Annotated in this window: 23 protein-coding genes; 14 read left to right on the top strand and 9 right to left on the bottom strand. The window is 73.9% G+C overall.

Annotated features, from left to right (window positions below):
• Positions 1-117 precede the first annotated feature (117 nt).
• The 10 genes from ACFY0K_RS03685 (at position 118) to hypA (ending at position 8,150) form a co-directional block, all read left to right on the top strand.
• Positions 118-606: a TetR/AcrR family transcriptional regulator gene (locus tag ACFY0K_RS03685; RefSeq protein ID WP_351960704.1), complete on the top strand. Its 489-nt coding sequence runs from the start codon at positions 118-120 to the stop codon at positions 604-606.
• Between the two features lie 69 nt (positions 607-675).
• Complete coding sequence (locus tag ACFY0K_RS03680; RefSeq protein ID WP_390638408.1) at positions 676-1,500, top strand: maleylpyruvate isomerase family mycothiol-dependent enzyme; 825 nt, start codon at positions 676-678, stop codon at positions 1,498-1,500.
• A gap of 212 nt (positions 1,501-1,712) precedes the next feature.
• Positions 1,713-3,206 carry a hypothetical protein gene (locus ACFY0K_RS03675; RefSeq protein ID WP_390638407.1) on the top strand — a complete coding sequence of 498 codons (1,494 nt, stop codon included), beginning with the start codon at positions 1,713-1,715 and terminating at the stop codon, positions 3,204-3,206.
• Between the two features lie 3 nt (positions 3,207-3,209).
• Complete coding sequence (locus tag ACFY0K_RS03670; protein ID WP_351960634.1) at positions 3,210-4,304, top strand: hydrogenase expression protein HypE; 1,095 nt, start codon at positions 3,210-3,212, stop codon at positions 4,302-4,304.
• A 71-nt stretch (positions 4,305-4,375) separates the two neighbouring features.
• Complete coding sequence (locus tag ACFY0K_RS03665; protein WP_351960633.1) at positions 4,376-6,166, top strand: nickel-dependent hydrogenase large subunit; 1,791 nt, start codon at positions 4,376-4,378, stop codon at positions 6,164-6,166.
• Positions 6,159-6,704: a NifU family protein gene (locus ACFY0K_RS03660; protein ID WP_388599210.1), complete on the top strand. Its 546-nt coding sequence runs from the start codon at positions 6,159-6,161 to the stop codon at positions 6,702-6,704. The genes ACFY0K_RS03665 and ACFY0K_RS03660 overlap by 8 nt, the downstream gene beginning before the upstream one ends.
• Entirely contained in the window at positions 6,701-7,324 is a 624-nt protein-coding gene (locus ACFY0K_RS03655) for a DUF5947 family protein (protein WP_390638406.1), read from the top strand. Before ACFY0K_RS03660 ends, ACFY0K_RS03655 begins: the two co-directional genes overlap by 4 nt.
• Positions 7,325-7,377: 53 nt before the next feature.
• Complete coding sequence (locus ACFY0K_RS03650; RefSeq protein WP_351960630.1) at positions 7,378-7,584, top strand: hypothetical protein; 207 nt, start codon at positions 7,378-7,380, stop codon at positions 7,582-7,584.
• 25 nt (positions 7,585-7,609) lie between these two features.
• A complete protein-coding gene (locus ACFY0K_RS03645) occupies positions 7,610-7,804 on the top strand; it encodes a hypothetical protein (protein WP_143063740.1) in 195 nt (64 codons plus the stop codon).
• Positions 7,805-7,811: 7 nt separating this feature from the next.
• Positions 7,812-8,150, top strand: coding sequence for a hydrogenase maturation nickel metallochaperone HypA (gene hypA / locus ACFY0K_RS03640; protein WP_388713109.1), 339 nt, complete (start codon positions 7,812-7,814; stop codon positions 8,148-8,150).
• Positions 8,151-8,214: 64 nt separating this feature from the next.
• Here hypA and hypE read toward each other — a convergent pair whose 3' ends face one another.
• From hypE to ACFY0K_RS03605, 7 genes are all read right to left on the bottom strand, one after another.
• Positions 8,215-9,204, bottom strand: a complete 990-nt coding sequence (gene hypE / locus ACFY0K_RS03635) for a hydrogenase expression/formation protein HypE (RefSeq protein ID WP_388599366.1) — start codon at positions 9,202-9,204, stop codon at positions 8,215-8,217.
• A 67-nt stretch (positions 9,205-9,271) separates the two neighbouring features.
• Positions 9,272-10,399: a hydrogenase formation protein HypD gene (gene hypD / locus ACFY0K_RS03630; RefSeq protein WP_390638405.1), complete on the bottom strand. Its 1,128-nt coding sequence runs from the start codon at positions 10,397-10,399 to the stop codon at positions 9,272-9,274.
• Positions 10,396-10,698, bottom strand: coding sequence for a HypC/HybG/HupF family hydrogenase formation chaperone (locus ACFY0K_RS03625; RefSeq protein WP_352355140.1), 303 nt, complete (start codon positions 10,696-10,698; stop codon positions 10,396-10,398). The genes hypD and ACFY0K_RS03625 overlap by 4 nt, the downstream gene beginning before the upstream one ends.
• A gap of 3 nt (positions 10,699-10,701) precedes the next feature.
• A complete protein-coding gene (hypF, locus tag ACFY0K_RS03620; RefSeq protein ID WP_390638404.1) occupies positions 10,702-13,065 on the bottom strand; it encodes a carbamoyltransferase HypF in 2,364 nt (787 codons plus the stop codon).
• On the bottom strand, positions 13,062-13,784 hold the full coding sequence (hypB, locus tag ACFY0K_RS03615; protein ID WP_390638403.1) for a hydrogenase nickel incorporation protein HypB: 723 nt from the start codon (positions 13,782-13,784) through the stop codon (positions 13,062-13,064). Before hypB ends, hypF begins: the two co-directional genes overlap by 4 nt.
• A 117-nt stretch (positions 13,785-13,901) precedes the next feature.
• Positions 13,902-14,483 carry a hydrogenase maturation protease gene (locus tag ACFY0K_RS03610; protein WP_390638402.1) on the bottom strand — a complete coding sequence of 194 codons (582 nt, stop codon included), beginning with the start codon at positions 14,481-14,483 and terminating at the stop codon, positions 13,902-13,904.
• The gene (locus tag ACFY0K_RS03605; protein WP_390638401.1) at positions 14,480-16,147 is read right to left on the bottom strand and encodes a hydrogenase maturation protein; all 1,668 of its coding nucleotides are present in this window, start codon (positions 16,145-16,147) and stop codon (positions 14,480-14,482) included. The genes ACFY0K_RS03610 and ACFY0K_RS03605 overlap by 4 nt, the downstream gene beginning before the upstream one ends.
• A gap of 182 nt (positions 16,148-16,329) precedes the next feature.
• Here ACFY0K_RS03605 and ACFY0K_RS03600 point away from each other — a divergent pair, with 182 nt between their 5' ends.
• The 4 genes from ACFY0K_RS03600 (at position 16,330) to ACFY0K_RS03585 (ending at position 20,137) form a co-directional block, all read left to right on the top strand.
• On the top strand, positions 16,330-17,676 hold the full coding sequence (locus ACFY0K_RS03600) for an FAD-binding protein (RefSeq protein WP_390638400.1): 1,347 nt from the start codon (positions 16,330-16,332) through the stop codon (positions 17,674-17,676).
• A gap of 96 nt (positions 17,677-17,772) precedes the next feature.
• Entirely contained in the window at positions 17,773-18,507 is a 735-nt protein-coding gene (locus tag ACFY0K_RS03595; RefSeq protein ID WP_390638399.1) for a nuclear transport factor 2 family protein, read from the top strand.
• Positions 18,504-18,845: a YciI family protein gene (locus tag ACFY0K_RS03590; protein ID WP_390638398.1), complete on the top strand. Its 342-nt coding sequence runs from the start codon at positions 18,504-18,506 to the stop codon at positions 18,843-18,845. Before ACFY0K_RS03595 ends, ACFY0K_RS03590 begins: the two co-directional genes overlap by 4 nt.
• Positions 18,842-20,137, top strand: a complete 1,296-nt coding sequence (locus ACFY0K_RS03585; protein ID WP_390638397.1) for an RNA polymerase sigma factor — start codon at positions 18,842-18,844, stop codon at positions 20,135-20,137. The genes ACFY0K_RS03590 and ACFY0K_RS03585 overlap by 4 nt, the downstream gene beginning before the upstream one ends.
• Positions 20,138-20,261: 124 nt before the next feature.
• Here ACFY0K_RS03585 and ACFY0K_RS03580 read toward each other — a convergent pair whose 3' ends face one another.
• Together ACFY0K_RS03580 and ACFY0K_RS03575 are read right to left on the bottom strand one after the other, a co-directional pair.
• Positions 20,262-21,203: a pyridoxamine 5'-phosphate oxidase family protein gene (locus tag ACFY0K_RS03580; RefSeq protein ID WP_390638396.1), complete on the bottom strand. Its 942-nt coding sequence runs from the start codon at positions 21,201-21,203 to the stop codon at positions 20,262-20,264.
• A 3-nt stretch (positions 21,204-21,206) separates the two neighbouring features.
• On the bottom strand, positions 21,207-21,899 hold the full coding sequence (locus ACFY0K_RS03575) for a hemerythrin domain-containing protein (protein ID WP_390638395.1): 693 nt from the start codon (positions 21,897-21,899) through the stop codon (positions 21,207-21,209).
• Positions 21,900-22,042: the final 143 nt, after the last annotated feature.

Genomic DNA, 22,042 nt, shown 5'->3' with positions numbered 1-22,042 from the left:
TTGCGCCTCAGACATGCGTCATAAGGTGAGACAGGTTCCACACATCCGGATATGCTCTGGCCCGTGAGAGCCGACGCAGCACGCAATCTGGAAGCCGTTCTGACCACCGGGGCCCGTATGCTCGCCGTCGATCCGGGCGCGAGCATCGCCGCGATCGCCGCCGAGGCCGGTGTCGACCGGCGCACCGTCTACCGGCGGTTCGCGTCCCGCGAGGAGCTGCTCGCGGCCATCTACGAGGCGCGGTACGACGCGGTCGAACGGGCCGTCGAGAACGCCAGGCTGCGGGAGGCCCCGGTCGCCGTGGCGCTGCACCGGTACGTCGAGGAGATCATCGACGTCAACCGCACATGGCCCGTGGAGTTGACCCGGCTGAAGGCCGACGACGCGATCCGGGAACGGCGCGACGCCCTGGTCCGGGAGGTGGACGACTTCCTGCGGCGGGCCACCGAGGAGGGGCTGCTCCGCGACGACCTGCCGCCCGCCTGGGCGAGTTCACTGCTGCCGCAGCTCATGCATCTGGCCTCGCGGGAGCTGCCCGAGCTCGGCGCGGCCCAGGCCGCCGACACGGTCGTCGACACCTTCCTGCGGGGGCTCGGGGCGCGGTGATCGTCACGGGGGTTGTGGCCGGCCCGTACGTCTGATTGGGTACCGCGCGACAGAACAGGGGTGGGCGGCGTGGATCAGGCGGCAGGGCAGGACGTGCGCGGGGCGCTGCCCGCGGGGCTCGGGCAGGCGATACGGCGGACCGCCGCCGACATCACGGCCGTACTCGACGGGGTCGCCGACACGGGCGGGGCCGTACCGGGATCGCGGTGGACGGTCGGCGAGGCGGCGGCCCATCTGGCGCTGGCCAACGAACTGATGGCCGACCTCGCCCTGGGCCGGGAACGGCCGTACGGGGACGGTACGCCGCAGAGCCTGGCGGCGGCCAACGCTGAGTCGCTGGCCGTGTTCGGCGAGCGCCGGGCGGCGCCGCTCGCGGCGATGATCAGCGAGCAGGCGGAGCGGTGCGCCGACGCGCTGGCCGCGACGGCCGACGGCCCGGCGCCGGTGACCCCGCTCGGCCCGATGGACCGGTCCGTGCTCGCCTCCTACCTGCTCACCCACATGCTGGGCCACGGCTACGACCTCGCCCGCGCGGTGCGCCGCCCGCACATGATCGACGCCGAACGGGTCGCGTGGTGCGTGCCGTTCCTGCTCTCGGTGATGCCGGCCGTGGCGGACGGCACGGCCACCGCCGGTCTGACCGCCCGCTACACGGTCCGGCTGCGCGGTGGCGGCGGCGCCTTCGGCGTCGCCCTGGCCGACGGCGCCGTACAGGTGGCACCGGAGCCGGCCGACCACCCGGACTGCACGATCCTCATCGACCCGGTCGCCTTCCTGCTCATCGCCCTCGGCCGCCGCAACCCGTGGCTCGCCATGGCCCGGGGCCAGGTGTTCGCCTACGGCCGCAAGCCCTGGCTCGGTCCCCGCTTCCCCGCCCTCTTCGTCGCGCCCTGAGCGCCCGGCTGCCACTGCCGTTGCCGTTGCCCCGGCCTCGCGTCGACTCACCGGTCCGGCAGCACGGCGGCACGGCCGCCGCCCGCTGATCCGGCGCGCTCCCAGCCATCCCCCGTCCGGCCCAACCCCGCTCCCCCAGAAGAGGCGCGCGGGCGTGACCGGTGTGACCGTGGTGGAAGGTATGGGCGCGCGCACGGATCCGAGGAGGCTGCATGGCCGAGGGACTGGTCGACGGCAGAGCGCCCCGCACTGCCCTGGTGGACGGCTCCGGCCGTCCCGTGCCGACCTTCGAAGCGATGAGTGCCGTCGCCGATGCCGTGCTCTACGAGGGTTACCTCCTCTACCCCTATCGGCGGTCGTCACCGAAGAACCGTGCCCGCTGGCAGTTCGGGGTCCTCTTCCCCCGCGACTGGGCGGAGGCGGACGGGCCGGTCAGACCGGGCGTGTCGGGTTCCGCGGACTCCTGGTACCAGCGGACGGAGTGCCTGCTGCGGGTGCGCCGGCCGGACGCGGTCGTGCGGCTGCGGGTGCGGTATCTGCAACTGCAGCACAAGCAGGTCGAGGACGCCGACGGGCGGCCCGTCGAGTCGCTGGCCTGCGGCGACGGGACCGTGCGGCTGACCTTCGAGGAGGCGGTGGCCCGCGCGGCCGACCTCACGGCCGCGCTGGACGAGGGCGAGCACAGGTTCGCGGTGGGCTCCCCGGCCGGTACCGACACGGAGGAACTGCCCGGCGGCGCCGGACGGATCGTCCGCCGCCGGGCCGAGGTGCGGGCGAGTACCGTCCTGGTGGCCGAGCGGCTCGGCGAGGACCTCTTCCGGCTCCGGGTACACACCGCGAACGACGGCTGCGTGGGGGATCCGCAGGCCCCGCGCGAGCTGGCCCTGCGGCACGCGCTCATCGCCACCCACACCCTCCTCGGCGCCGAGGGCGCGGAGTTCGTCTCCCTGGTCGACCCGGGCCGGGCCCTCCAGGAGGCCGCCCGGAGCTGCCGCAACGACTTCACCTTCCCGGTGCTCGGCGGCCCGCCCCCCGCCACCGCCCCCGAGGACGGCTCGGCGTCCGCCCTGCTGCTCTCCTCGCCGATCATCCTCCCCGACCACCCGCAGGTGGCCCCGGAGAGCCCCGGCGACCTGCACGACGCCGGTGAGATCGACGAGATCCTCACCCTGCGGACCATGCTGCTGACGGACGAGGAGAAGCGGGAGGCCCGGGCCACCGACCCGCGGGCCGCCGAGATCCTCGACCGGGTCGACACCATGCCGCCGGAGGTCTTCGAGCGCCTGCACGGTGCCATCCGCTCCCTCGAGCCGGCCGGCGGGGCCTCCCCCAACGCGCGTCCCGCCTGGTGGCAGGAGGGCGGCGACGACGGGCTCTCGCCCGCCACCGACACCGTCCTCGTCGACGGGATGCGGGTCGGGGGCGGCAGCCCGGTGCGGCTGCGCCCGCGCGGCAGGGGCGCCGACGCCCAGGACATGTTCCTGGCCGGCCGGACCGCGACCGTCGCCGCCGTCTTCCACGACGTGGACGGCAGCACCCACCTCGCCGTCACCGTGGACGACGACCCGGCGGCCGAACTGCACGGGTGGTACGGCCGTTTCCACTACTTCCGGCCCGACGAAGTCGAGCCGCTCGGGGGCACCGACGTCCCGGACCCAGCGGCGGCTGCCGAGCCGTCCCCGGGACCCACTCCATCGGAGGCCTAGCGTATGAGCACCAGCAAGAACGGCACGACGGCCGTCACCGGCGAAGCCGGCCGGGCCGACGGCGAGCACCAGGGGTTCGACGAGATCACCATCCTCTGGATCTCCGAGGGCATGAGCTGCGACGGCGACACCGTCTCCGTGACGGCCGCCGACCAGCCCTCCATCGAGGACCTGGTCCTGGGCCTGATCCCGGGCATGCCCAAGGTCAACCTGGTCAACAAGGTGCTCTCGCCGAGCCTGGGCGGAGAGGACTTCCTCGCGCCGTACCGGGCGGCCGCGCGGGGCGAACTCGAGCCGTTCATCCTCGTCATCGAGGGCTCCATCCCGAACCAGAACATCATCGAGGGCGACGGCTACTGGACGTCCTTCGGCAACCACCCGGAGACCGGTCAGCCGCAGACCCTCAACGAGTGGATCGACGAACTGGCGCCCCGGGCCTGGGCGGTGGTGGCCGTCGGCACCTGCGCCACCTTCGGCGGCATCCACGCGATGGCCGGCAACCCGACCGGCGCCATGGGCCTCGCGGACTATCTCGGCTGGGACTTCAAGTCCCAGGGCGGGCTGCCCGTGGTGAACATCCCGGGCTGCCCGGTGCAGCCGGAGAACTTCATGGAGACCCTGGTCTGGGTGCTCTACCACGCCGCCGGCACCGCTCCCCCGCCGCCGCTGGACCACATGCTGCGGCCGCAGTGGCTGTTCGGCCGCACCGTCCACGAGGGCTGCGACCGGGCCGCCTACTACGAGCAGGCGACCTTCGCGGCGGACTACAACTCGCCCAAGTGCCTGGTCAAGACGGGCTGCTGGGGTCCGGTGGTGAACTGCAACGTGCCCAAGCGGGGCTGGATGGCCGGTATCGGCGGCTGTCCGAACGTCGGCGGCATCTGCATCGGCTGCACCATGCCGGGCTTCCCGGACGCGTTCATGCCGTTCATGGACGAGCCGCCCGGCGGCACCCTCTCCTCGCTCGCCATCAAGCCGTACGGGGCGGTCATCCGCCGGCTGCGCGGCTTCACCAACGAGCTGGTCAACCACGAGCCGAAGTGGCGCCACAACAAGCGCAAGCTCACCAGCGGCTACGCCCCGCGCTGGCGCCCCTGACGCGCCACGGCCAGTCCCCGCACCCCCGTCCCCCACCCCCGTCCCCCCACAGCAAAGGTCAGCGAACGCCGATGACAACCGAGGCCCGGCAAAAGGGGCGCAAGCCCGCGCAGATCGTGGACATGTCCTGGGATCCGATCACCCGGATCATCGGAAACCTGGGCATCTACACGAAGATCGACTTCGCCAACCGGGAGGTGGTGGAGTGCCACAGCACCTCCTCCCTCTTCCGCGGCTACTCCGTCTTCATGAAGGGGAAGGACCCGCGCGACGCCGGGTTCATCACCTCCCGCATCTGCGGCATCTGCGGCGACAACCACACGACGTGCTCCGACTACGCCCAGCAGATGGCGTACGGCGTGAAGCCGCCGCCGCTGGCCGAGCACATCGTCAACCTCGGCGAGGCGGCCGAGTACATGTTCGACCACACGATCTTCCAGGACAACCTGGTCTTCGTGGACTTCTGCGAGCAGATGGTCAAGGCCACCAACCCGACCGTCCTGGCCCGCGCGCAGAAGACGAACGCGCCGCGCGGTGACATCCACGGCTACCGGACCATCGCGGACATCATGAAGGCCTTCAACCCCTTCGAGGGCGAGGTCTACAAGGAGGCCCTGAAGGTCTCCCGCACCACCCGCGAGATGTTCTGCCTGATGGAGGGCCGCCACGTGCACCCCTCCACGCTGTATCCGGGCGGTGTCGGCACCATGCCGTCGCCGACCGCGTTCACCGACTACCTCAGCCGGCTGATGCACGTCATCGACTTCGTGAAGAAGGCCGTCGCCATGAACGACGACGTCTTCGACTTCTTCTACGAGGCGCTGCCCGGCTACGAAGAAGTGGGTAAACGCCGCATCCTCCTTGGCTGCTGGGGCGCCTGGCAGGACCCGAAGGTCGTCGACTACCGCTACGAGAACATGGAGCGCTGGGGCCGGGCGATGTACGTCACCCCGGGCGTCGTGGTCGACGGCGAGCTGGTCACCAACAGCCTGGTCGACATCAACCTGGGCCTGCGGATCATGCTCGGCTCCTCGTTCTACGAGGACTGGGTCAACGAGGACCCGTTCGTCACCCACGACCCGCTCGGCAACCCCGTCGACATGCGCCACCCGTGGAACCAGACGACCCTGCCGGTGCCGCAGAAGCGGGACTTCGAGGGCAACTACAGCTGGGTGATGAGCCCCCGCTGGTACGACCAGCGCACCGGCGACCACCTCGCCCTGGACACCGGCGGCGGCCCGCTGGCCCGGCTCTGGTCGACCGCGCTCAGCGGCCTCGTCGACACGCCGTACATCAAGGCGACCGGCAGCAGCGTGCGGATCTCGCTGCCCAAGGGCCCGGAGCTGCCGGAGACCACGCTGGAGTGGAAGATCCCGAAGTGGTCGAACACGCTTGAGCGCGACCGCGCCCGGCCGTACTTCGTCGCGTACGCGGCCGCCATGGCCCTGCAGTTCCTGGACGAGGCGATGGGCCTTGTCCGGTCCGGCGACACCAAGGTGTTCGAGGACTTCGAGGTGCCGGACGAGGCGATCGGCTGCGGCTTCCACGAGGCCGTGCGCGGGGTCCTCTCGCACCACCTGGTGATCAAGGACAAGAAGATCGCCAACTACCACCCGTACCCGCCGACCCCGTGGAACGCCAGCCCGCGTGACAAGTTCGGCACCCCGGGCCCGTACGAGGACGCCGTGATGGGCCAGCCGATCTTCGAGGAGAACGGCCCGGACGACTTCAAGGGCGTCGACATCATGCGCACGGTCCGCAGCTTCGACCCCTGTCTGCCGTGCGGGGTCCACATGTACACGGGCAAGGGCAAGACGCTCAGCGTCACCCACTCGCCGGTGTACGGGGCGAACCATGGCTGACGGACGGCTCGACGGCCCGGCGGTCGAGTCCCGGCTGGCCCGGCTCGACGGGCTGCTGGAGAGCCTGGAGTCCGCGCCGGGGCCGACCGGCGGCTCGGCCGTCGAGGCGGTACGGCTGCTGACCGAGGTCTACGGCGAGGCCCTCGCCCGCGTCCTCGACCACGCGGACGCGCCCCTGGCCGAGCGGCTCGCCGACGACGAGCTGCTCGACCACCTCATGGTCCTGCACGGCATCCACCCGGACCCGCCCGAGCGCCGCGCCGCCCGCGCGGTCGAGCGGCTGCGCCCCGCCGTGCGGGACCGCGGCGGTGACGTCGAGTGGGCCGGGGTGGAGGGCGAGGTGGGCCGGGTGCGGCTGGCCACGGGCGGCGGTTGCGGCTCGGGGTGCGGCGGAGGTACCACGGAGGTGACCGACGCCGTCCGGGAGGCGGTGCTCGCCGCGGCCCCCGAGCTGGCCGACGTGCAGCCGGTGCCCGAGGCCCCGGCGCCCGCCTTCGTCCCCCTGGACTCCCTGCGCCGGCCACAGGAGGCCCGGTGACCACGCGGACAGCGACCGGCGGAGCCCTGGCCCGTCTCATCCGCTCCTCGGCCGACCGGCGGCCGGCGGCCGGGGCGGCGGAGGTGTGCGACCTGTGCGCCGAGCCGCTGTCCGAGGACCATCCGCATCTGTACGACACCGGGCAGGCCGAGGTCCGCTGTGCCTGCCGGGCGTGCTCGGTGCTGTTCGCCGACGCACGCCACGGCACCGGCGCGGGCGACGGCCAGTTCCGGCTGATCCCGACCCGCCGCATCCGCCTGCCCGAGGTCGACACCGCGGCCCTCGGGGTCCCGGTCGGCCTGGTCTTCTTCGTGCCGCGGGCTGACGGCTCGGTCACCGCCGAGGGGCCGAGCCCGGCCGGGGCCATGCGCTGGGAGGTGGACGCGGCGGCCTGGCAGCGCGCGGTCGCCGGCTGCCCCCCGCTGGCCGGCATGACCCCCGATGTCGAGGCGCTGCTGGTGAACACCGTGCACGGCCTCGACCACCACTGGATCGTCCCGGTCGACGACTGCTTCCGCATGCTCGCCGTCGTCCGCCGGGAGTGGCGCGGCCTGTCCGGCGGTGGCCGGATGTGGCCGGCCGTGGAGCGTTTCTTCGAGGAGCTCACCGAGCGGCCCTGAGCCGAGCGGCCTCGGGGAACGGCAACACCGGAAGGCGCAGAAAGGAGAACCCCATGGGCAGCATCAGAACCGGCCGCGCGCAGGCGAGGCCCGACACGCCGTCCCACGTGCCCGGCATGCACCAGGGCAACAGGGGCCCCTACACGAAGCAGACCGGACACCACCCGGACGGCACCGCCGACGCGCGGCGCTCGACCAACATCCACTGGAAGCGGCACGACGTGCTGCTGGACGTGATGCCGAACATCCCGCCCGGATGACCCAGAGCGACAGGGAGTCCCCCGCATGAACCGAATGGACCACATGAAGGTGCAACGCAAGAGAACGGGTACGGCGGCCCAGCGTGTCCTGACCGCCGAGGTCGCGGTGGTGGGCGCGCTGCTGCTGGCGCTGTTCGTCACCGAGATCCCCAGCATGATGCGCGAGATGAGGATCTGGCGGATCGCCGGCGGGCTGCGCGCCGGTCACCGGTATCCGTGAGCCGGTCGTGCACGAACTGTCGATCGCGACCGCGATCGTGGAGCAGGCCGGCGAGTGGGCCCGGGCGGACGGCGCGGACCGTGTCTCCGCGGTGACCGTCCGGGTCGGCGAACTGTCCGGGGTCGTCCCCGACGCCCTGGACTTCGCCTTCGAGGTGGCCCGCGACGGCACCGCCCTCGCGGGCGCCCGGCTCGTCGTCGAACAGGTGACCGCTCACGCCTGGTGCGGGCCGTGCGCCGAGGAGTTCGCGGTGGGCATGCCGCCGTTCTTCTGGTGCCCGCGCTGCGACCGGCCCTCCACCGAGCTGCGCAGTGGCCGGGAGCTGGAGATCACCGCGGTCGAGTGACCCCGCCGGTGCCCTGGACGTCCCGGGCACCGGCGGGGTCATCGCCCGTCTTCGGGGGATCTCGTCAGCAGATGCGGGGCAGTTGCTCCCCGAGCGGGAGATCGACGATCCGGGTGCCCCCGAGTCCGGTCGACACCACCACCATCCCGGGGTGCTCGGTGACGCACTCCCCGATCAGGGTCGCGCCGGTCCCCTGCGGGTGGGCGCGCATCGCCTCCAGCACCGCCTCGGCGTCCGCCGGCGGGACGAAGGCGACGAGCCTGCCCTCGTTGGCGACGTAGAGCGGGTCGAGGCCGAGGAAACCGCAGGCCGCCGCGACCGCGTCCGGTACCGGAAGGGCGCGCTCGGCGAGCCGGACGCCCGTGCCCGAGGCGCGGGCGATCTCGTTCAGGGAGGCGGCCAGGCCGCCGCGGGTCGGGTCACGCAGGACGTGGACGTCGGGGGTGACGTCCAGCATGGTCGCGACCAGGTCGGCCAGCGGCGCGGTGTCGCTGGCGATCTCGACGCCGAACTCCAGCCCCTCGCGCACGCTGAGCACCGCGACACCGTGCAGGCCGATCGGCCCGCTGACGATGACGGCGTCGCCGGGCCGGGCCCGCTGCGGGCGGATGTCGACGCGTTCGGGGACCAGACCGACGCCGGCCGTGGTGACGTACACCCCGTCCCCGTGGCCGCTCTCGACCACCTTGGTGTCGCCGGTGGCGATCGTGACTCCCGCCGTCTCGGCCGCCGCGCCCATGGCCCGCGCGATGCGTTCGACGACGGACAGCTCGACGCCCTCCTCCAGGACGAAGGCGGCGGAGAGGTAGGCGGGCCGGGCGCCGCTCATCGCCAGGTCGTTGACGGTGCCGTTGACGGCGAGGTCGCCGAGGCAGCCGCCGGGGAAGAACAGCGGCCGTACGACGTAGGAGTCGGTGGAGAGGGCGAGGCGGGCGCCGCCGAGCTGGAGGACGGCGGAGTCGGTCATCCCGGCGAGGAGGGCGTTGCCGTAGGCGGGGGCGAAGATCTGCTCGATCAGCTCGGCGGAGAGGGCGCCGCCACCGCCGTGGCCCATGACCACGACCGGCTGGTCGCGGATCGGTGCCGGGCAGCTCCAGTTCGCGGGGTCGACGACGGTCTGCTCAGCCAACGGGGTTCATCTCCTCGCGCGGGAGCGCCGGTTCGGACATCCGGCGGTAGAGGTAGTAGGCGGCGCAGGCGCCCTCGCTGGATACCATGGTGGCGCCGAGCGGGGTGCGCGGGGTGCAGGTGGTGCCGAAGGCCGCGCAGTCGGTGGGTTTGATGAGCCCCTGCAGGACTTCGCCGGCGCGGCACTCGGCGGGTTCCTCGGTGCGGATGCCGGTGACGTCGAAGCGGTGCTCGGCGTCGAAGCCGCGGTAGGCCTCGCTGAGCCGCCAGCCGCTGCCGGGGATGCGGCCGATGCCGCGCCAGTTGCGGTCGGTGACCTCGAAGACCTCCTCGATCATCCGGATGGCGGCCGGGTTGCCGTCGGCGCGCACGGCACGGGCGTAGGCGTTCTCCACCCGGTGCTCGCCGCGCTCCAGCTGGCCCACCGTGCGGCGGATGCCCTCCAGGATGTCGAGCGGTTCGAAGCCGGTGACGACGACGGGCACCCGGTGCCGCTCGGCGAGTTCGGGGTACTCGGCCATGCCCATCACGCTGCACACGTGCCCGGCGGCCAGGAAGCCCTGCACCCGGCATGCGGGGGCGGTCATGATGGCCTCGATGGCCGGGGGGACCCGGACGTGGGAGACCAGCAGGGTGAAGTTGCCGAGGCCGAGGCGTTTGGCCTGGTGGACGGCCATGGCGTTGGCGGGGGCGGTGGTCTCGAAGCCGATGGCGAAGAACACCACCTGCTTGTCGGGGTGGCGGCGGGCGAGCTGGAGCGCGTCGAGCGGTGAGTAGACCACGCGGACGTCGCCGCCCTCGCCCTTGACCCGGAACAGGTCCCGGTCGGTGCCGGGGACCCGCAGCATGTCGCCGAACGAGCAGAAGATCACGTCGGGGCGGGCGGCGATCTCCAGCGCCTTGTCGATGCACTCCAGTGGGGTCACGCAGACCGGGCAGCCCGGCCCGTGGATCAACTCGATTTCGTCCGGCAGGAGTTGGTCGATGCCGTGCCGGATGATGGAGTGCGTCTGGCCGCCGCACACCTCCATCAGGGCCCAGGGCCGGGTGGCGGTGGCCCGGATCTCGTCCAGCAGCCGGCGGGCCAGCTTGGGGTCGTTGAACTCGTCGAGGTACTTCACCGGGCCTCGCTCCCCTCGGTCTCCGGAGCCGCCTGCCGGGCCGCCTGCTGCCAGGCGTCGCCGAACTCCTCCTCCAGGAGCCCCAGTTCCTCGAAGAGCTTGAGGGAGGCCAGGGCCGACTCCTCGTCGAGGCGCTGGAGGGCGAAGCCCACGTGGACGATGACGTACTCGCCGACCTTGACGTCCGACACGTACTCCAGACACGCCTGCTTCTGCACCCCGCCGAAGTCGATCAGGCCGGTGAGGGGATCGGCGGTGTCGTCGATGCGCACGACTCTGCCGGGAACTGCCAAGCACATGGGTCACTCCGTCTCGTCGCTGACTGCTTTGCGTCGGTCGTCGTCGGGCCGTGGCCCGTGGGCCGCGACCACCAGTTGCCCGAGCGCCAGTCCGCCGTCGTTCGGCGGTACTTCGCCGTGCCGCAGGACCGTGAATCCGGCGTCGTGCAGCAGGTCCGCGCTCGCGTCCTCGAGGAGCGTGTTGGCGAAGACTCCTCCGGTGAGGGCGACGGTGTGCGCTCCGGTGGCCCGGCGCGCTCCGCGGCACAGGTCCAGGACCGCCCGGGCGACCCCGCGGTGGAAGCGGGCCGCGATCACCGGCACCGGGGTGCCGCGCCGCAGGTCGGCGATGATCGCGCACAAGGTGGGGCCCGGGTCGAAGGGGTCGCCGAAGGGGTACGCGGCCGTCTCCGCGCCCCAGGCCGCGCAGGCCTGCGCCTCCAGCTCCAGGGCTGCCTGCGCCTCGTACCCGGCGCGGTGGCACACGCCCGCGAGGGACGACACGGCGTCGAAGAGGCGCCCCATGCTGGACGTGGCCACGCAGCCGATCTGGCTCGGCAACTGCCGCTCCAGCAAGCGCAGTTCCTCACGGGAGCAGGCGGCGACGCCGGGCAGGTCGACGTCCCAGGGCAGGCCGGCCGCCCACAGCCGGGCAAGAGCCGTCCGGCAGGGGTTGGCGACGCCCGCGTCCCCGCCGGGCAGCGGGGCCGGGGCGAGGTGCGCGAGGCGCCGGTAGCCGGTGTAGTCGGCGAGGAGCACCTCGCCGCCCCAGACGGTGCCGTCGTCGCCGTAGCCGGTGCCGTCGAAGGCGACGCCGATGACGGGTGTGGTGCCGTCGAGACCGGCCTCGGCCATGGCGGAGGCGATGTGGGCGTGGTGGTGCTGGACGAACACCGGTCTGCCGAGCTGCAGCAGGGTGGCACGACGGCGGGCCCAGGCGGACGAGTGGTAGCCGGGGTGGCGGTCCGCGGCGACGACTTCGGGGCGGACCCCGGTCAGCCTGCGCATGTGCCGTTCCGCCCGGACGGCCGCCTCCAGGGTGGCCAGGTCGCCCATGTCCCCGATGTGCGGCCCCAACCAGGCCAGGTCGCCCTCGCCCACGCACTGCGCGTTCTTGAGGTCGCCGCCGGCCGCGAGCGCGGGCCGGACCGGGACCGGAAGGCGCAGCGGGCGCGGCGCGTAGCCGCGGGAGCGGCGCAGGACCTGCTCGGTGCCGTCGGCGCGGACCCGCAGCAGGGAGTCGTCGCAGGGCGAGGCGATGGGCCGGTCGTGGGCGAGCCAGGCGTCGGCGAGGCCGAGCAGCCGGGTCAGTGCCTCGTCGTCGTCCGTGACGATGGGCTCGCCCGAGCGGTTGCCGCTGGTCATGACCAGGACGCGGGGGCCGGGCGGGTCGCCGGGGAGGCCGAAGAGGAGGGTGTGGACGGGGGTGTAGGGCAGCATGACGCCGAGATGCGGGCTGCCGGGGCAGACGCCGGGCGCGAGCAGGGCGGCGGGGCGGGGGCGGAGCAGGACGATGGGGCGCCGGGGTCCGGTGAGCGCGACCCGCTCGGCCGTCCCGACCTCGGCGATCCGCTCCGCCTCGGCGAGGTCGGCGCACATCACCGCGAACGGCTTGTGGCCGCGTGCCTTGCGGGTGCGCAGGGTGTCCACGGCCCGGGCGGCGGAGGCGTCGCAGGCCAGGTGGTAGCCGCCGATGCCCTTCACGGCGACGATCCGCCCCGCGGCGAGCAGTTCGCGCGCCCGTGCGAGGGCGTCACCGTCGCGGGCGGCTCTCACCCCGCTGCCGGCGGCGGGCACCAGCCGCAGCCGGGGGCCGCACTCCGGGCAGGCCACCGGCTGGGCGTGGAAGCGGCGGTCGGCCGGGGCCTCGTACTCCCGGGTGCAGGCGGGGCACATGGGGAAGCCGGACATGGTGGTGGCCGCGCGGTCGTAGGGCATGCCGGTGGCGATGGTGAAACGGGGGCCGCAGTGGGTGCAGGTGATGAAGGGGTGGCGGTGCCGGCGGTCGGCCGGATCGGTCAGTTCGCGCAGGCAGTCGGCGCAGGTGGCGGTGTCGGGCGGGAGGAGGGTGCGGCCCGGGGCGGACTGTTCGGTGGCGCGGATGGTGAAGTCCGGGTCGGCTCCGGTGGCCGGCAGCTCCTCGACGGCCACGGCGGTCACGGTGGCCAGCGGCGGCGGCTCACCGGCGAGCCGTGCGCAGAACCGTTCGACGCCGGCCGCCGCGCCCTCGACCTCGATGAGGACCCCGCTCGCCGTGTTGCCGACGAAGCCGGTGAGCGCCAGGTCGACGGCCAGCCGGTGGACGTAGGGGCGGAAACCCACTCCCTGCACGGTCCCGCGCACCGTGACGCGCCGGCGGACCGCCGTCGTCGTGGCGGGCGCCGTCACGAGGCGGTCGGGGCGTGGACGTGGCCGTGCGGGTGCGGGGCGAGCGGCGGCCGGTGCGCCGGGGCGCCGTCCCGTACGGCGAGCACCCGCTCCAGGATCGTGTCGACGCCCTCCCCGGTGCGGGCGCAGGAGCGCACGATCTCCACCCCGGGGTTGACCCGCCGCACCTGCTCGGCGAAGGCGGTCTCGTCGAAGCCGGCCGGTCCTGCGAGGTCGGTCTTGGTGAGCACGACCAGGTGCGCCGAGCCGAAGGCGGTGGGGTACTTCGCGGGCTTGTCCTCGCCCTCGGTCACCGCCATCAGCACGATCCGCAGGTGCTCGCCGAGGTCGTAGGAGGCCGGGCAGACCAGGTTGCCGACGTTCTCCACGAACAGCAGGGCGGTGTCCGGCGGCAGCCAGCCCTCCAGGTGGCCGCGGACCTGGCGGGCCTCCAGGTGGCAGAGCCCGTCGGTGAGCAGCTGCTTCACGGGCGCTCCGGAACGGGCCAGGCGCTTCGCGTCGTTCTCGGTGGCGAGGTCGGCGGTGAAGGCGGCGACGGGCACGCCCCGCTCCCCGGCCCGGGTCAGCACCCGGCCGAGCAGCTCGGTCTTGCCGCTGCCGGGGCTGGAGAGCAGGTTCACCACGCCGACGCCGCGCGCGGCCAGTTCGCCGCGCAGGCTGGCGGCCAGGCCGTCGTTCCTGGCCAGGACGGCCCGGGTGACCTCCTCCGACTGACACATGGGGACTCCGCTCCGGTGATGACGTTCGTCTGCCGCGGGCCGGTGGGGGCCCATCGCGCCCACCCGGCGGCAGCCGCCCATCGGCTCAGCCCCGCACCCCTGCCGGGGCGCGTCCGCTCAGCGATCCTCCGCGCCGCCGGCGGCTGTCGGCGGGCGACCGGCCGCGGCGGGGGCCGCGGATTCCTCCGGGCGGTCCAACGCGGGCGTGACCAGGGGATCGGCGAGCAGGGCCGGGACCAGGGTGTGCAGGGCGGCGACGGCCCGTGCGACAGCGTCCCGGACGGGGGTGCTGAGCCCGGGGGCGATGTCCTCGTCGCCGCGCGGCGGTTCCCCGGGCTCGCAGGCGAGCACGAGGACGCGCGGCAGGGGTTCCTCGCCGAGGTGGGCGGCGAGGGCGAGGACCTTCGCCGGGTCCATGCCGTGCGCCTCGGGCGGGGCGGCCGGGCGGCGGCCGGGGAGTTCGGGCTCGACGAGCGACAGGGTGCCGGGGCGTTCACCGCGTACGGCCGCGTCCACCAGCAGGACCACCGACCATCCGTCGAGCAGCGTGTAGGCGAGGTCCATGCCCCGGATGCCGAAGTCCCGGACCCGTGCCCCGGGCGGCAGGGGGCGCTGTTCCAGGGCGCGGATCACCTCGGGGCCGAAGGCGTCGTCGCCGAGGAAGATGTTGCCGACGCCCGCCACCAGCAGCCGCGTCACCGGGCACCGCCCGGGACCTTGCGGACGAAGTCGGAGCGCAGCGTGTGGTAGGCGGCGTCCGGGTCGAAGAACAGGGCGTGCATGCGGGCGAGTTCGTCCTTCCGGTACTCGGCGAGCGGCCGTGCCTCCTCGTGGACCCGGCGCGCCGCGGCCTTGGCGGCGATCCGGCGGCCGAGATCCGGGGTGGCGGCGAGCTCGGCCGCCAGCCGCTCGACCTCGGCGGTGAAGCCGTGCGCGGGGACCGGCAGCAGCCGGTCGGCGAGCCCGGTCCGGGCGGCGGTCGCGGCGCTCACCGGCTGGGCCTCCTCCGTCAGCCGCCGGGCCGTCTCCGCGCCGACGCGGCGCGGCAGGGAGTACGTCCAGAACTCCGAGCCGTACAGGCCCATCCGGCGGTAGTGCGGGTTGAGCACGGCACCGGCCCGGCACCAGACCTCGTCGGCGGCGAGGGCGAGCATGACGCCGCCGGCCGCCGCGTTCCCGCCGAGCGCGGCCACGACGAGCCGGTCGGTGGTCCGCAGTACGGCCTCGACCAGGTCGTCCATCGCGTCGAGGTTGGTCCACGACTCCTCGGCGGGGTCCGGGGCTGCCTCGATGACGTTGAGATGGATGCCGTTGGAGAAGAAGTCGCGGCGGCCGCCGAGCACCAGGACCCGGGTGGGCCGGGCGAGGGCGTACCGGTAGGCGGCGAGCAGGCGCCGGCAGTGGCCGGTGCTCATCGCGCCGCCGGGGAAGGAGAAGCTGACGAGGCCGACGTCGCCGTGCTGCCGGTAGCGGATGTCGGTCCAGGTGCGGCGGTCCGGGGGCAGTTCGAGCGGGGCGGGACGCTCGGGGAGGTCCGGGTCGAGGACGTGGGTGGCGGGGCGGCGGAAGGGGGCCGGGTCGCCGGAGTTCTTGCGGGGGCGCAGCTCGGGGATCCAGACGGCGCCGTCGCGGGTGGCCCGGCAGACCGCGCCCGCCCGGGTCGCCAGCAACTCGCCCGGCTCTCCGCGCAGCCGGTCCTCCGGGTGGCCGCCGTGCAGGAACACCTCGCGGCCGAGGAGTTCGTCCAGCACCCCCGGCTGCGAGTCGGCCCCGCGCAGCTTGCGCAGCACCGTCGCGGTGTCGTCGGCCGCCCAGTCGATCCGGCGCCGCTCCTGCCGGAAGGCGTCCCGCCAGACGACCTTGCCGTGGATCGCGGGGTCGCTCTGCGGCCGAGGCTTGTACGAACCGTCCGCGTACCGGCGTACGGCCCGGTGGACGGCGGTGAGGGCGGCGTCAGCGGCCTCGTTGCGGTAGAGGTCGCTCTTGCCGACCGGCGTCACCGGGAAGGTCTCGCTCGCCCAGACCGCGCCCGCGTCCATGGCCGCCTCGGCCTGGAGCACGGTCACCCCCCACTCGGCCGCCTGGCCGGCGATGGCCCAGTCGAGGGAGGACGGGCCCCGGTCGCCGGGCGGCCCGGGATGGACGATCAGGCAGGTGTGCTGCTGCCAGACGTCCTCCGGGAGTGCCGTCTTCAGCATCGGCGCGATGATCAGCTCCGGGTGCCGGTCCCGGACGGCACGGCGGACGGCGTCGGGGCCCTGTCCGGCGAGGACGACGTCCACCCGATGGCCGAGGTCGGACAGTTCGGCGCAGACCCGTTGGGACAGGCTGTTGAACGCACTCGCGACGAGCAGAATGTCCATGGTGCGGCATATTCGTCGCTTCGGCGGCTCCCGGGAAGGACCCGTGCGGCGTTTCGTCCGCCGTCCTGCGCCGGGCGGCCCTGTTCGGGCGGCGCAGGACGGGAAACGGGGTCCGTACGCCGGGCACATGGCGCGAAGATGGGTGCGCCCGTGCCGAGCGATCCCTCTTTGGAGCGTGCCGCGTGACGTCGTCGGACCGTGTCTGCGAACGATTCGAGGAACTGCTGGACACCCGCCCGGAGATCCTGCGGGAGGCCGCGGAGGACTTCGGCCGGCTGGTGTGCGCGCCGCCTCTGGGGGTGCTGCGGCCCCGGTCGGCGGCCGGGGTCCGGGACGCGCTGGCGTATGCCGGGCCGCGCGGGATCCCGGTGGCGGCGCGGGCCGGCGGTCATTCGATGTACGGCCAGGGGCAGGCGCCCGGCGGGATCGTCCTCGACCTGCGCGGGCTGAACGCGGTCGGTCCGGTGACCGGGGACCGGGTGGAGGTGCAGGCGGGCGCGCTGTGGCGGGACGTGCTCGCGGCGACCCTGCCGTACGGGCTCGCGCCGCCCGTCCTCACCGACTACCTCGGTGCCGGCGTCGGCGGGGTGCTGAGCGTGGGCGGGCTGGGCGGCGCGAGTCACCGCCACGGCCTGGTCGCGGACTCGGTCCTTGAGCTGGAGGTGGTGACCGGCGCCGGTGAGCACCTGGTCTGCTCGCCGGAACGCCACGGGGCCCTCTTCCACGCGGTCCTGGCCGGCCTGGGCCAGGTGGCGGTCGTCGTCCGCGCCACCCTGCGCCTGTCCCCCGCGCCCGCGCTGGTCCGCCGCTACTGCCTGTACTACCCCGGTCTCGACGCCTACCTGGCCGACCAGCGCCTGCTGGCGACCGACGGGCGCTTCGCCTACCTCGAAGGCCAGGCCCGCCCCGCCGAGGACACCGCCGGCGGCTGGACCTACATGGTGGAGGCAGTGGCCGCCCACCGGGCAACCGCCCCGCCCGACGACCGGGCCCTGCTCGGTGACCTCTCCTTCACCTCGTGCGAGACCGAGGACCTCGGATACGCCGAGTTCGCGAACCGGGTCGCCGCCGACGAGGAGGTCCTGCGCGCGACCGGCGAGTGGTTCCATCCGCACCCCTGGCTGAACCTGCTGCTCCCCGACGACACCGCCGCGTCCGTCGTGACCGGCGTCCTCACCGACCCCGCCTTCCGGGACCTGCGCGAGAACGGCCTGGTCCTGCTCTACCCCCTGCTCACCCGCACCCTGCGGGCCCCGCTGTTCCGCCGCCCGCGCGGCGAGGTCGTCCACCTCCTCGCCCTGCTGCGCACCGCCGCCCCGGGCACGGGCGACCCGATGGTGGCCGCCAACCGCACGGCCTACGAGCACGCGCGGGCGAAGGGCGCGGTCGCCTATCCGGCCAACGCGCTGCCGATGTCCCCCGGCGACTGGCGGGAGCACTACGGCAGCGGGTGGGGCACCCTGGCCGAGGCGAAGGGCCGCCACGACCCGCACGGCGTCCTGGGCCGGGGACACGGCATGGGCTGGTGAACGGCGGCGCGGAAAATCGGTGCGCCGGAGGTGTCGATCGCGCGGGGTGCCGTTCGTCGGTGGGGTGCAGGAAGCTTTCGAGGAGCGGGAGGAACCATGAAGTACATGCTGCTGGTCTGCGGCGACGACACCGCTGACGCGTCCGGGATGGCACCCGTCGAACCCTGGGTGGAGGAGCACGGCGTCCGGCACGGGACCCGGTTGTACGGCCACCGGCTGCAGCTGCCGGACCGGGCGGTCACCGTACGGGTGCGGGACGGCGAGGTGCTGCGGACCGACGGGCCGTTCGCGGAGACGAAGGAGTACGTGGCCGGGTTCGACGTCGTCGACTGCGGCAGCCTGGAGGAGGCCGTGCGGGTCGCCGCCGCGCACCCCGTGGCCACCGTCGGGGCCATGGAGGTGCGGCCGTTCTGGGACGAGGGGCTGATGGAGGACGCGGAGACGGCCGTCCGCCGTCTCGACGCCGAACTGACCGCGGCCGCCCACGACCGGGACGTCGACCGGATGACGGCCTGCTACGCGCCCGACGTGGAGGTCTTCGGAACCGCCGGTGCGGAGGTGCGGTCGGGAACCGGCGCGCTGCGCAAGGCGGTCGAGGCGTGGTTCGCGGCGCTGACCGGGCCGGTCCACCGCGAGGTGCTCGAACTCCGTGTGCGTCCCGGGGAGGGCAGCACCTTCAGCCACGCCCTGGTCCGCGTCCACGGCACCCGGGTGACCGGGGAGCCCCTGGACCGGGTGGTGCGGGTGACCACCGGCTACCGGGACACCGGTTTCAGCTGGCTGATCGCCCATGAACACGTCTCGGTGCCGCGGGAGGCGCAGCAGTCGTGAAGTACGTCCTGTTCATCTGCACCCCGGTCGGCGGCGAGGAGTCCGGCCCCGCCGAGATCGCCGGGGACCCGTGCTTCGCCTCGTACGTCCGGGAGGTGCGCGGCCGAGACGTCGTCAGGGGCGGTGCCCTGCTGCGGCCCGGTGCCGACGCGACCACCGTGCGGGTCAGTGGCGACGAGGTACTGCTGAGCGACGGGCCGTTCGCCGCGACCGAGGAGTACATCGCGGGGTTCGACGTCATCGAGGTCGCCGACCTCGACGAGGCGATCGCGCTGGCCTCCCGGCATCCCGCGGCGCTCGCCGGCGGCTCGGTCGAGGTCCGGCCGGTCTGGGAGTGAGCACCACGGACGAGGTCGAGGCGGCCGTCGCCGCTGCCTTCCGCGAGGAGTGGGCCCAGGTCGTCGCCACCCTGATCCGGGTGACCGGCGACTGGGACCTCGCCGAGGAGTGCGCGCAGGACGCCTTCGCCCAGGCGCTGGACCGGTGGCGGCGCGACGGGGTGCCGGGCCGCCCCGGCGCCTGGCTGACCACCACCGCCCGCAACCGCGCCCTGGACGTGCTGCGCCGGGAGGCGGTGGGGGCCAGGAAGCTGCGGGAGGCTGCGGTGCTGGCACGGGACGAGGGACCGTACGACCCGTTCGCTCCGTACGACCCGTTCGGCGAGGGCGGGGAGGGCGGCGAGGGTGACGGCGGCGGGGTGGCGGACGACCGGCTGCGGCTGGTCTTCACCTGCTGCCACCCGGCGCTGCCGATCGAGGCCCGGGTCGCGCTGACGCTGCGCACCCTCGCCGGGCTGACCACGCCCGAGATCGCGCGCGCCTTCCTCGTCCCCGAGGCGACGATGGCGCAGCGGCTGGTGCGGGCCAAGCGGAAGATCCGCAACGCCGGCATCCCGTACCGGGTGCCGCCGGCGCATCTGCTGCCCGAGCGCACGACGGGCGTCCTCGGTGTGCTGTACCTGCTGTTCAACGAGGGGTACGCGGCCACGGCCGGTGACGACCTGGTACGGGCCGGCCTGTGCGCCGAGGCGATCCGGCTGGCGCGGCTGCTCGCCCGCCTGATGCCCGACGAGCCGGAGGTCGTCGGGCTGCTCGCACTGCTGCTCCTGCACGACGCCCGCCGGGACGCCCGGGTGGACGCGGCCGGCGACCTGGTCACCCTGGAGGACCAGGACCGCGCGGCCTGGGACCGCGCCGAGATCGACGAGGGCACCGCGCTCCTGGACGGCGCGCTGCGCCGGGGCCGCCCCGGCCCGTACCAGATCCAGGCCGCCATCGCCGCCTGCCACGCGACCGCGCGGGCCGCAGCCGACACCGACTGGGCCGACATCGCCGGCCTCTACGGCGAACTCCAGCGCTACGTCCCCTCGGCCGTGGTCCGGCTGAACCGCGCGGTCGCCGTGGGCATGGCCGAGGGCGGGGAGGCGGGGCTCGCCCTGGTCGCGGAGCTGGAGGCGGAGGACGACCTGACCGGCTACCACCTGCTGCCCGCGACCAGAGCCGACCTGCTGCGCCGCACGGGGCGGCTCCGGGAGGCGGCGGAGTCGTACGCGCGGGCGCTGGAGCTGGCGGAGAACGCGGCGGAGCGCAGGTTCCTGACGAAGCGCCTCGCGGAGTGCCGGTCGGCCTGAGCAGGTTCGGCGACATCCACTGCGCTTCGGCGGCACCCGAAGAGGCGCTGGCGGAGGGACTGCGCGACCAGCCACGATAGCGCCGCGGACGGCAGACGGCAGACGGCAGACGGCAGCGGAGCGCTCAGGCACCCAGGGGTTCGCCGCGGGCGCCGCTGCGCCGCGCGTCCTGTGCCAGCGCCCTGAACTGCGCCCACCGCACGCGCGGCCGGGGCAGGCCCCGCCGGCGCAGATAGCGGTCGGTGGCCTGCCTCGTGCTGCGCAGCACGCTCACCGCGTCGCTCACGCGGCCCGAGCCCATGGGCTCCACCACCTTGGCCGGTACCAGCACCCACCGGGCACCGTCCGCCCGCAGTTCGCCGCGTACGAGGGCGTTATGCATGTGGTTGAGGCGTTCGTCGTGCCGGTGCACCAGGAGGGCGGCGGGGCCCTCGGCGGCCGGGCAGTCGGCCGGTACGTCCACGGCGAAACCCTCGCCCGTGGGCACCGGCCGGGTGCGGGCCAGTACCGGCGCGCCGGCGGCATCGCGCGCGGCGAGCACCGCGGTCGGGAAGCGGGCGAGCTGCGCGGCGCCGACCAGTTCACCGGGCGGCGCGGCGGGCGTGCCGGACAGCGGCAACGGGGAGCGCACGACGACCTGTTGCGGCGTGACGGTGATCAGCAGGCGCAGGTAGTACCAGTCCATCACCAGCCGCATCGGTGCCGTGACGTACGACCTGCTGTGCGGCTGCCGTTCGAACAGCATCCGCCAGTAGTCCTCGGCGCCCTGCGGGCCGGTCATGATCTCGTCGGGGCACTCGGCGTGGCCGCCGACGAAGATCTGCGGGGGGTTCTCCAGACCGCTGCCGGTGGGGTCGGAGAAGAGCAGGGCGACCCGGCCGTCCCGCCGGATGTTCAGCGCCTTCTGCGCGAACGCCAGGGAGGTGCTGAGCAGCAGCGTCCCGTCCGGGCGGCGGCGCACGGCCGTCGGCCAGGCGAGCGGGGTGCCGTCCCGGCCCAGGGTGGCGAACTCGCAGGTCCGGTAGGCGTCGAGGACGTCGAGCGGGGCGGAGTCGAGGAGGGCCATGGTCTACTCCCCGTCCAGCGGGGCACGCATGCTCCGGCAGTAGGCGGCGTACTGGCGACGGCCGACGGCCCGCCACAGCAGCCGGCCGATCAGCGGTGCCTTGCCCAGGAAGAAGGCGGTCTCCTCGGGGGTGGCCTCCTCCAGGATCGCGCCGAGGGCCAGCAGGCGCTTGTTCTTCGGCAGCCCTTCCATGCCGCGCTGTCCGACCAGTTCCCATTCCGGGACGGTGAGATGCTCGGCGACCAGCGGGAGCAGCGAGCGCTCCTCCTCGTAGAGGTGCTCGAGCAGCGCGATCCGGTGTGCGTCCAGGGCCAGCGCCAGTTCCTCGCCGGGTATCCGGTCTCCGGACCGCTCCCACAGGAGCAGCCACTCGTCGACCGCCGCCAGGGTGCGGTCGATCGCCTCGTGCTGCTCGGTCATCCGGCCCACCAGCGCCTCGTCGTGCGCGGCCCGGTCCCGCAGCAGCGGCCAGATCAGTTCGTCCTCGGCGTGGTGATGGTGGTGCAGGCCGAGGGTGTAGTCGCGCAGGGCGGCGGCGACCCGCGCCGCAGCGGCCCGGTCGCCGTCGGGCACGGCACGCACCAGCCGGGGCAGCAGGGCCGACTCGCGGCGGAAGACCCGGTGGACCACGACCATCTCGTGGGTGTGCGGACGCTCTGTGGTGGCGGAGGCGCCGTGGCTGCTGTTGAGGGACACGCTTGCTTGCTCCAACGATGCGATGTGTGCGATGAGTTGCCACGGTCGCGCACTCCTCTTGGCGTCCGCTTGGCGTCCGGCTCGGCGGCCCCGTCCAGTGCGCGTTCAACGTCTGTTGACAGGATCGACGCAGCGCTCGGGTA

This window comes from Streptomyces sp. NPDC001507 (genome assembly GCF_042894765.1).
Classification (GTDB): domain Bacteria; phylum Actinomycetota; class Actinomycetes; order Streptomycetales; family Streptomycetaceae; genus Streptomyces.
The sequence above is the reverse complement of the archived record's forward strand: the minus strand, read 5'-3'. Positions and strand labels throughout refer to the sequence as shown.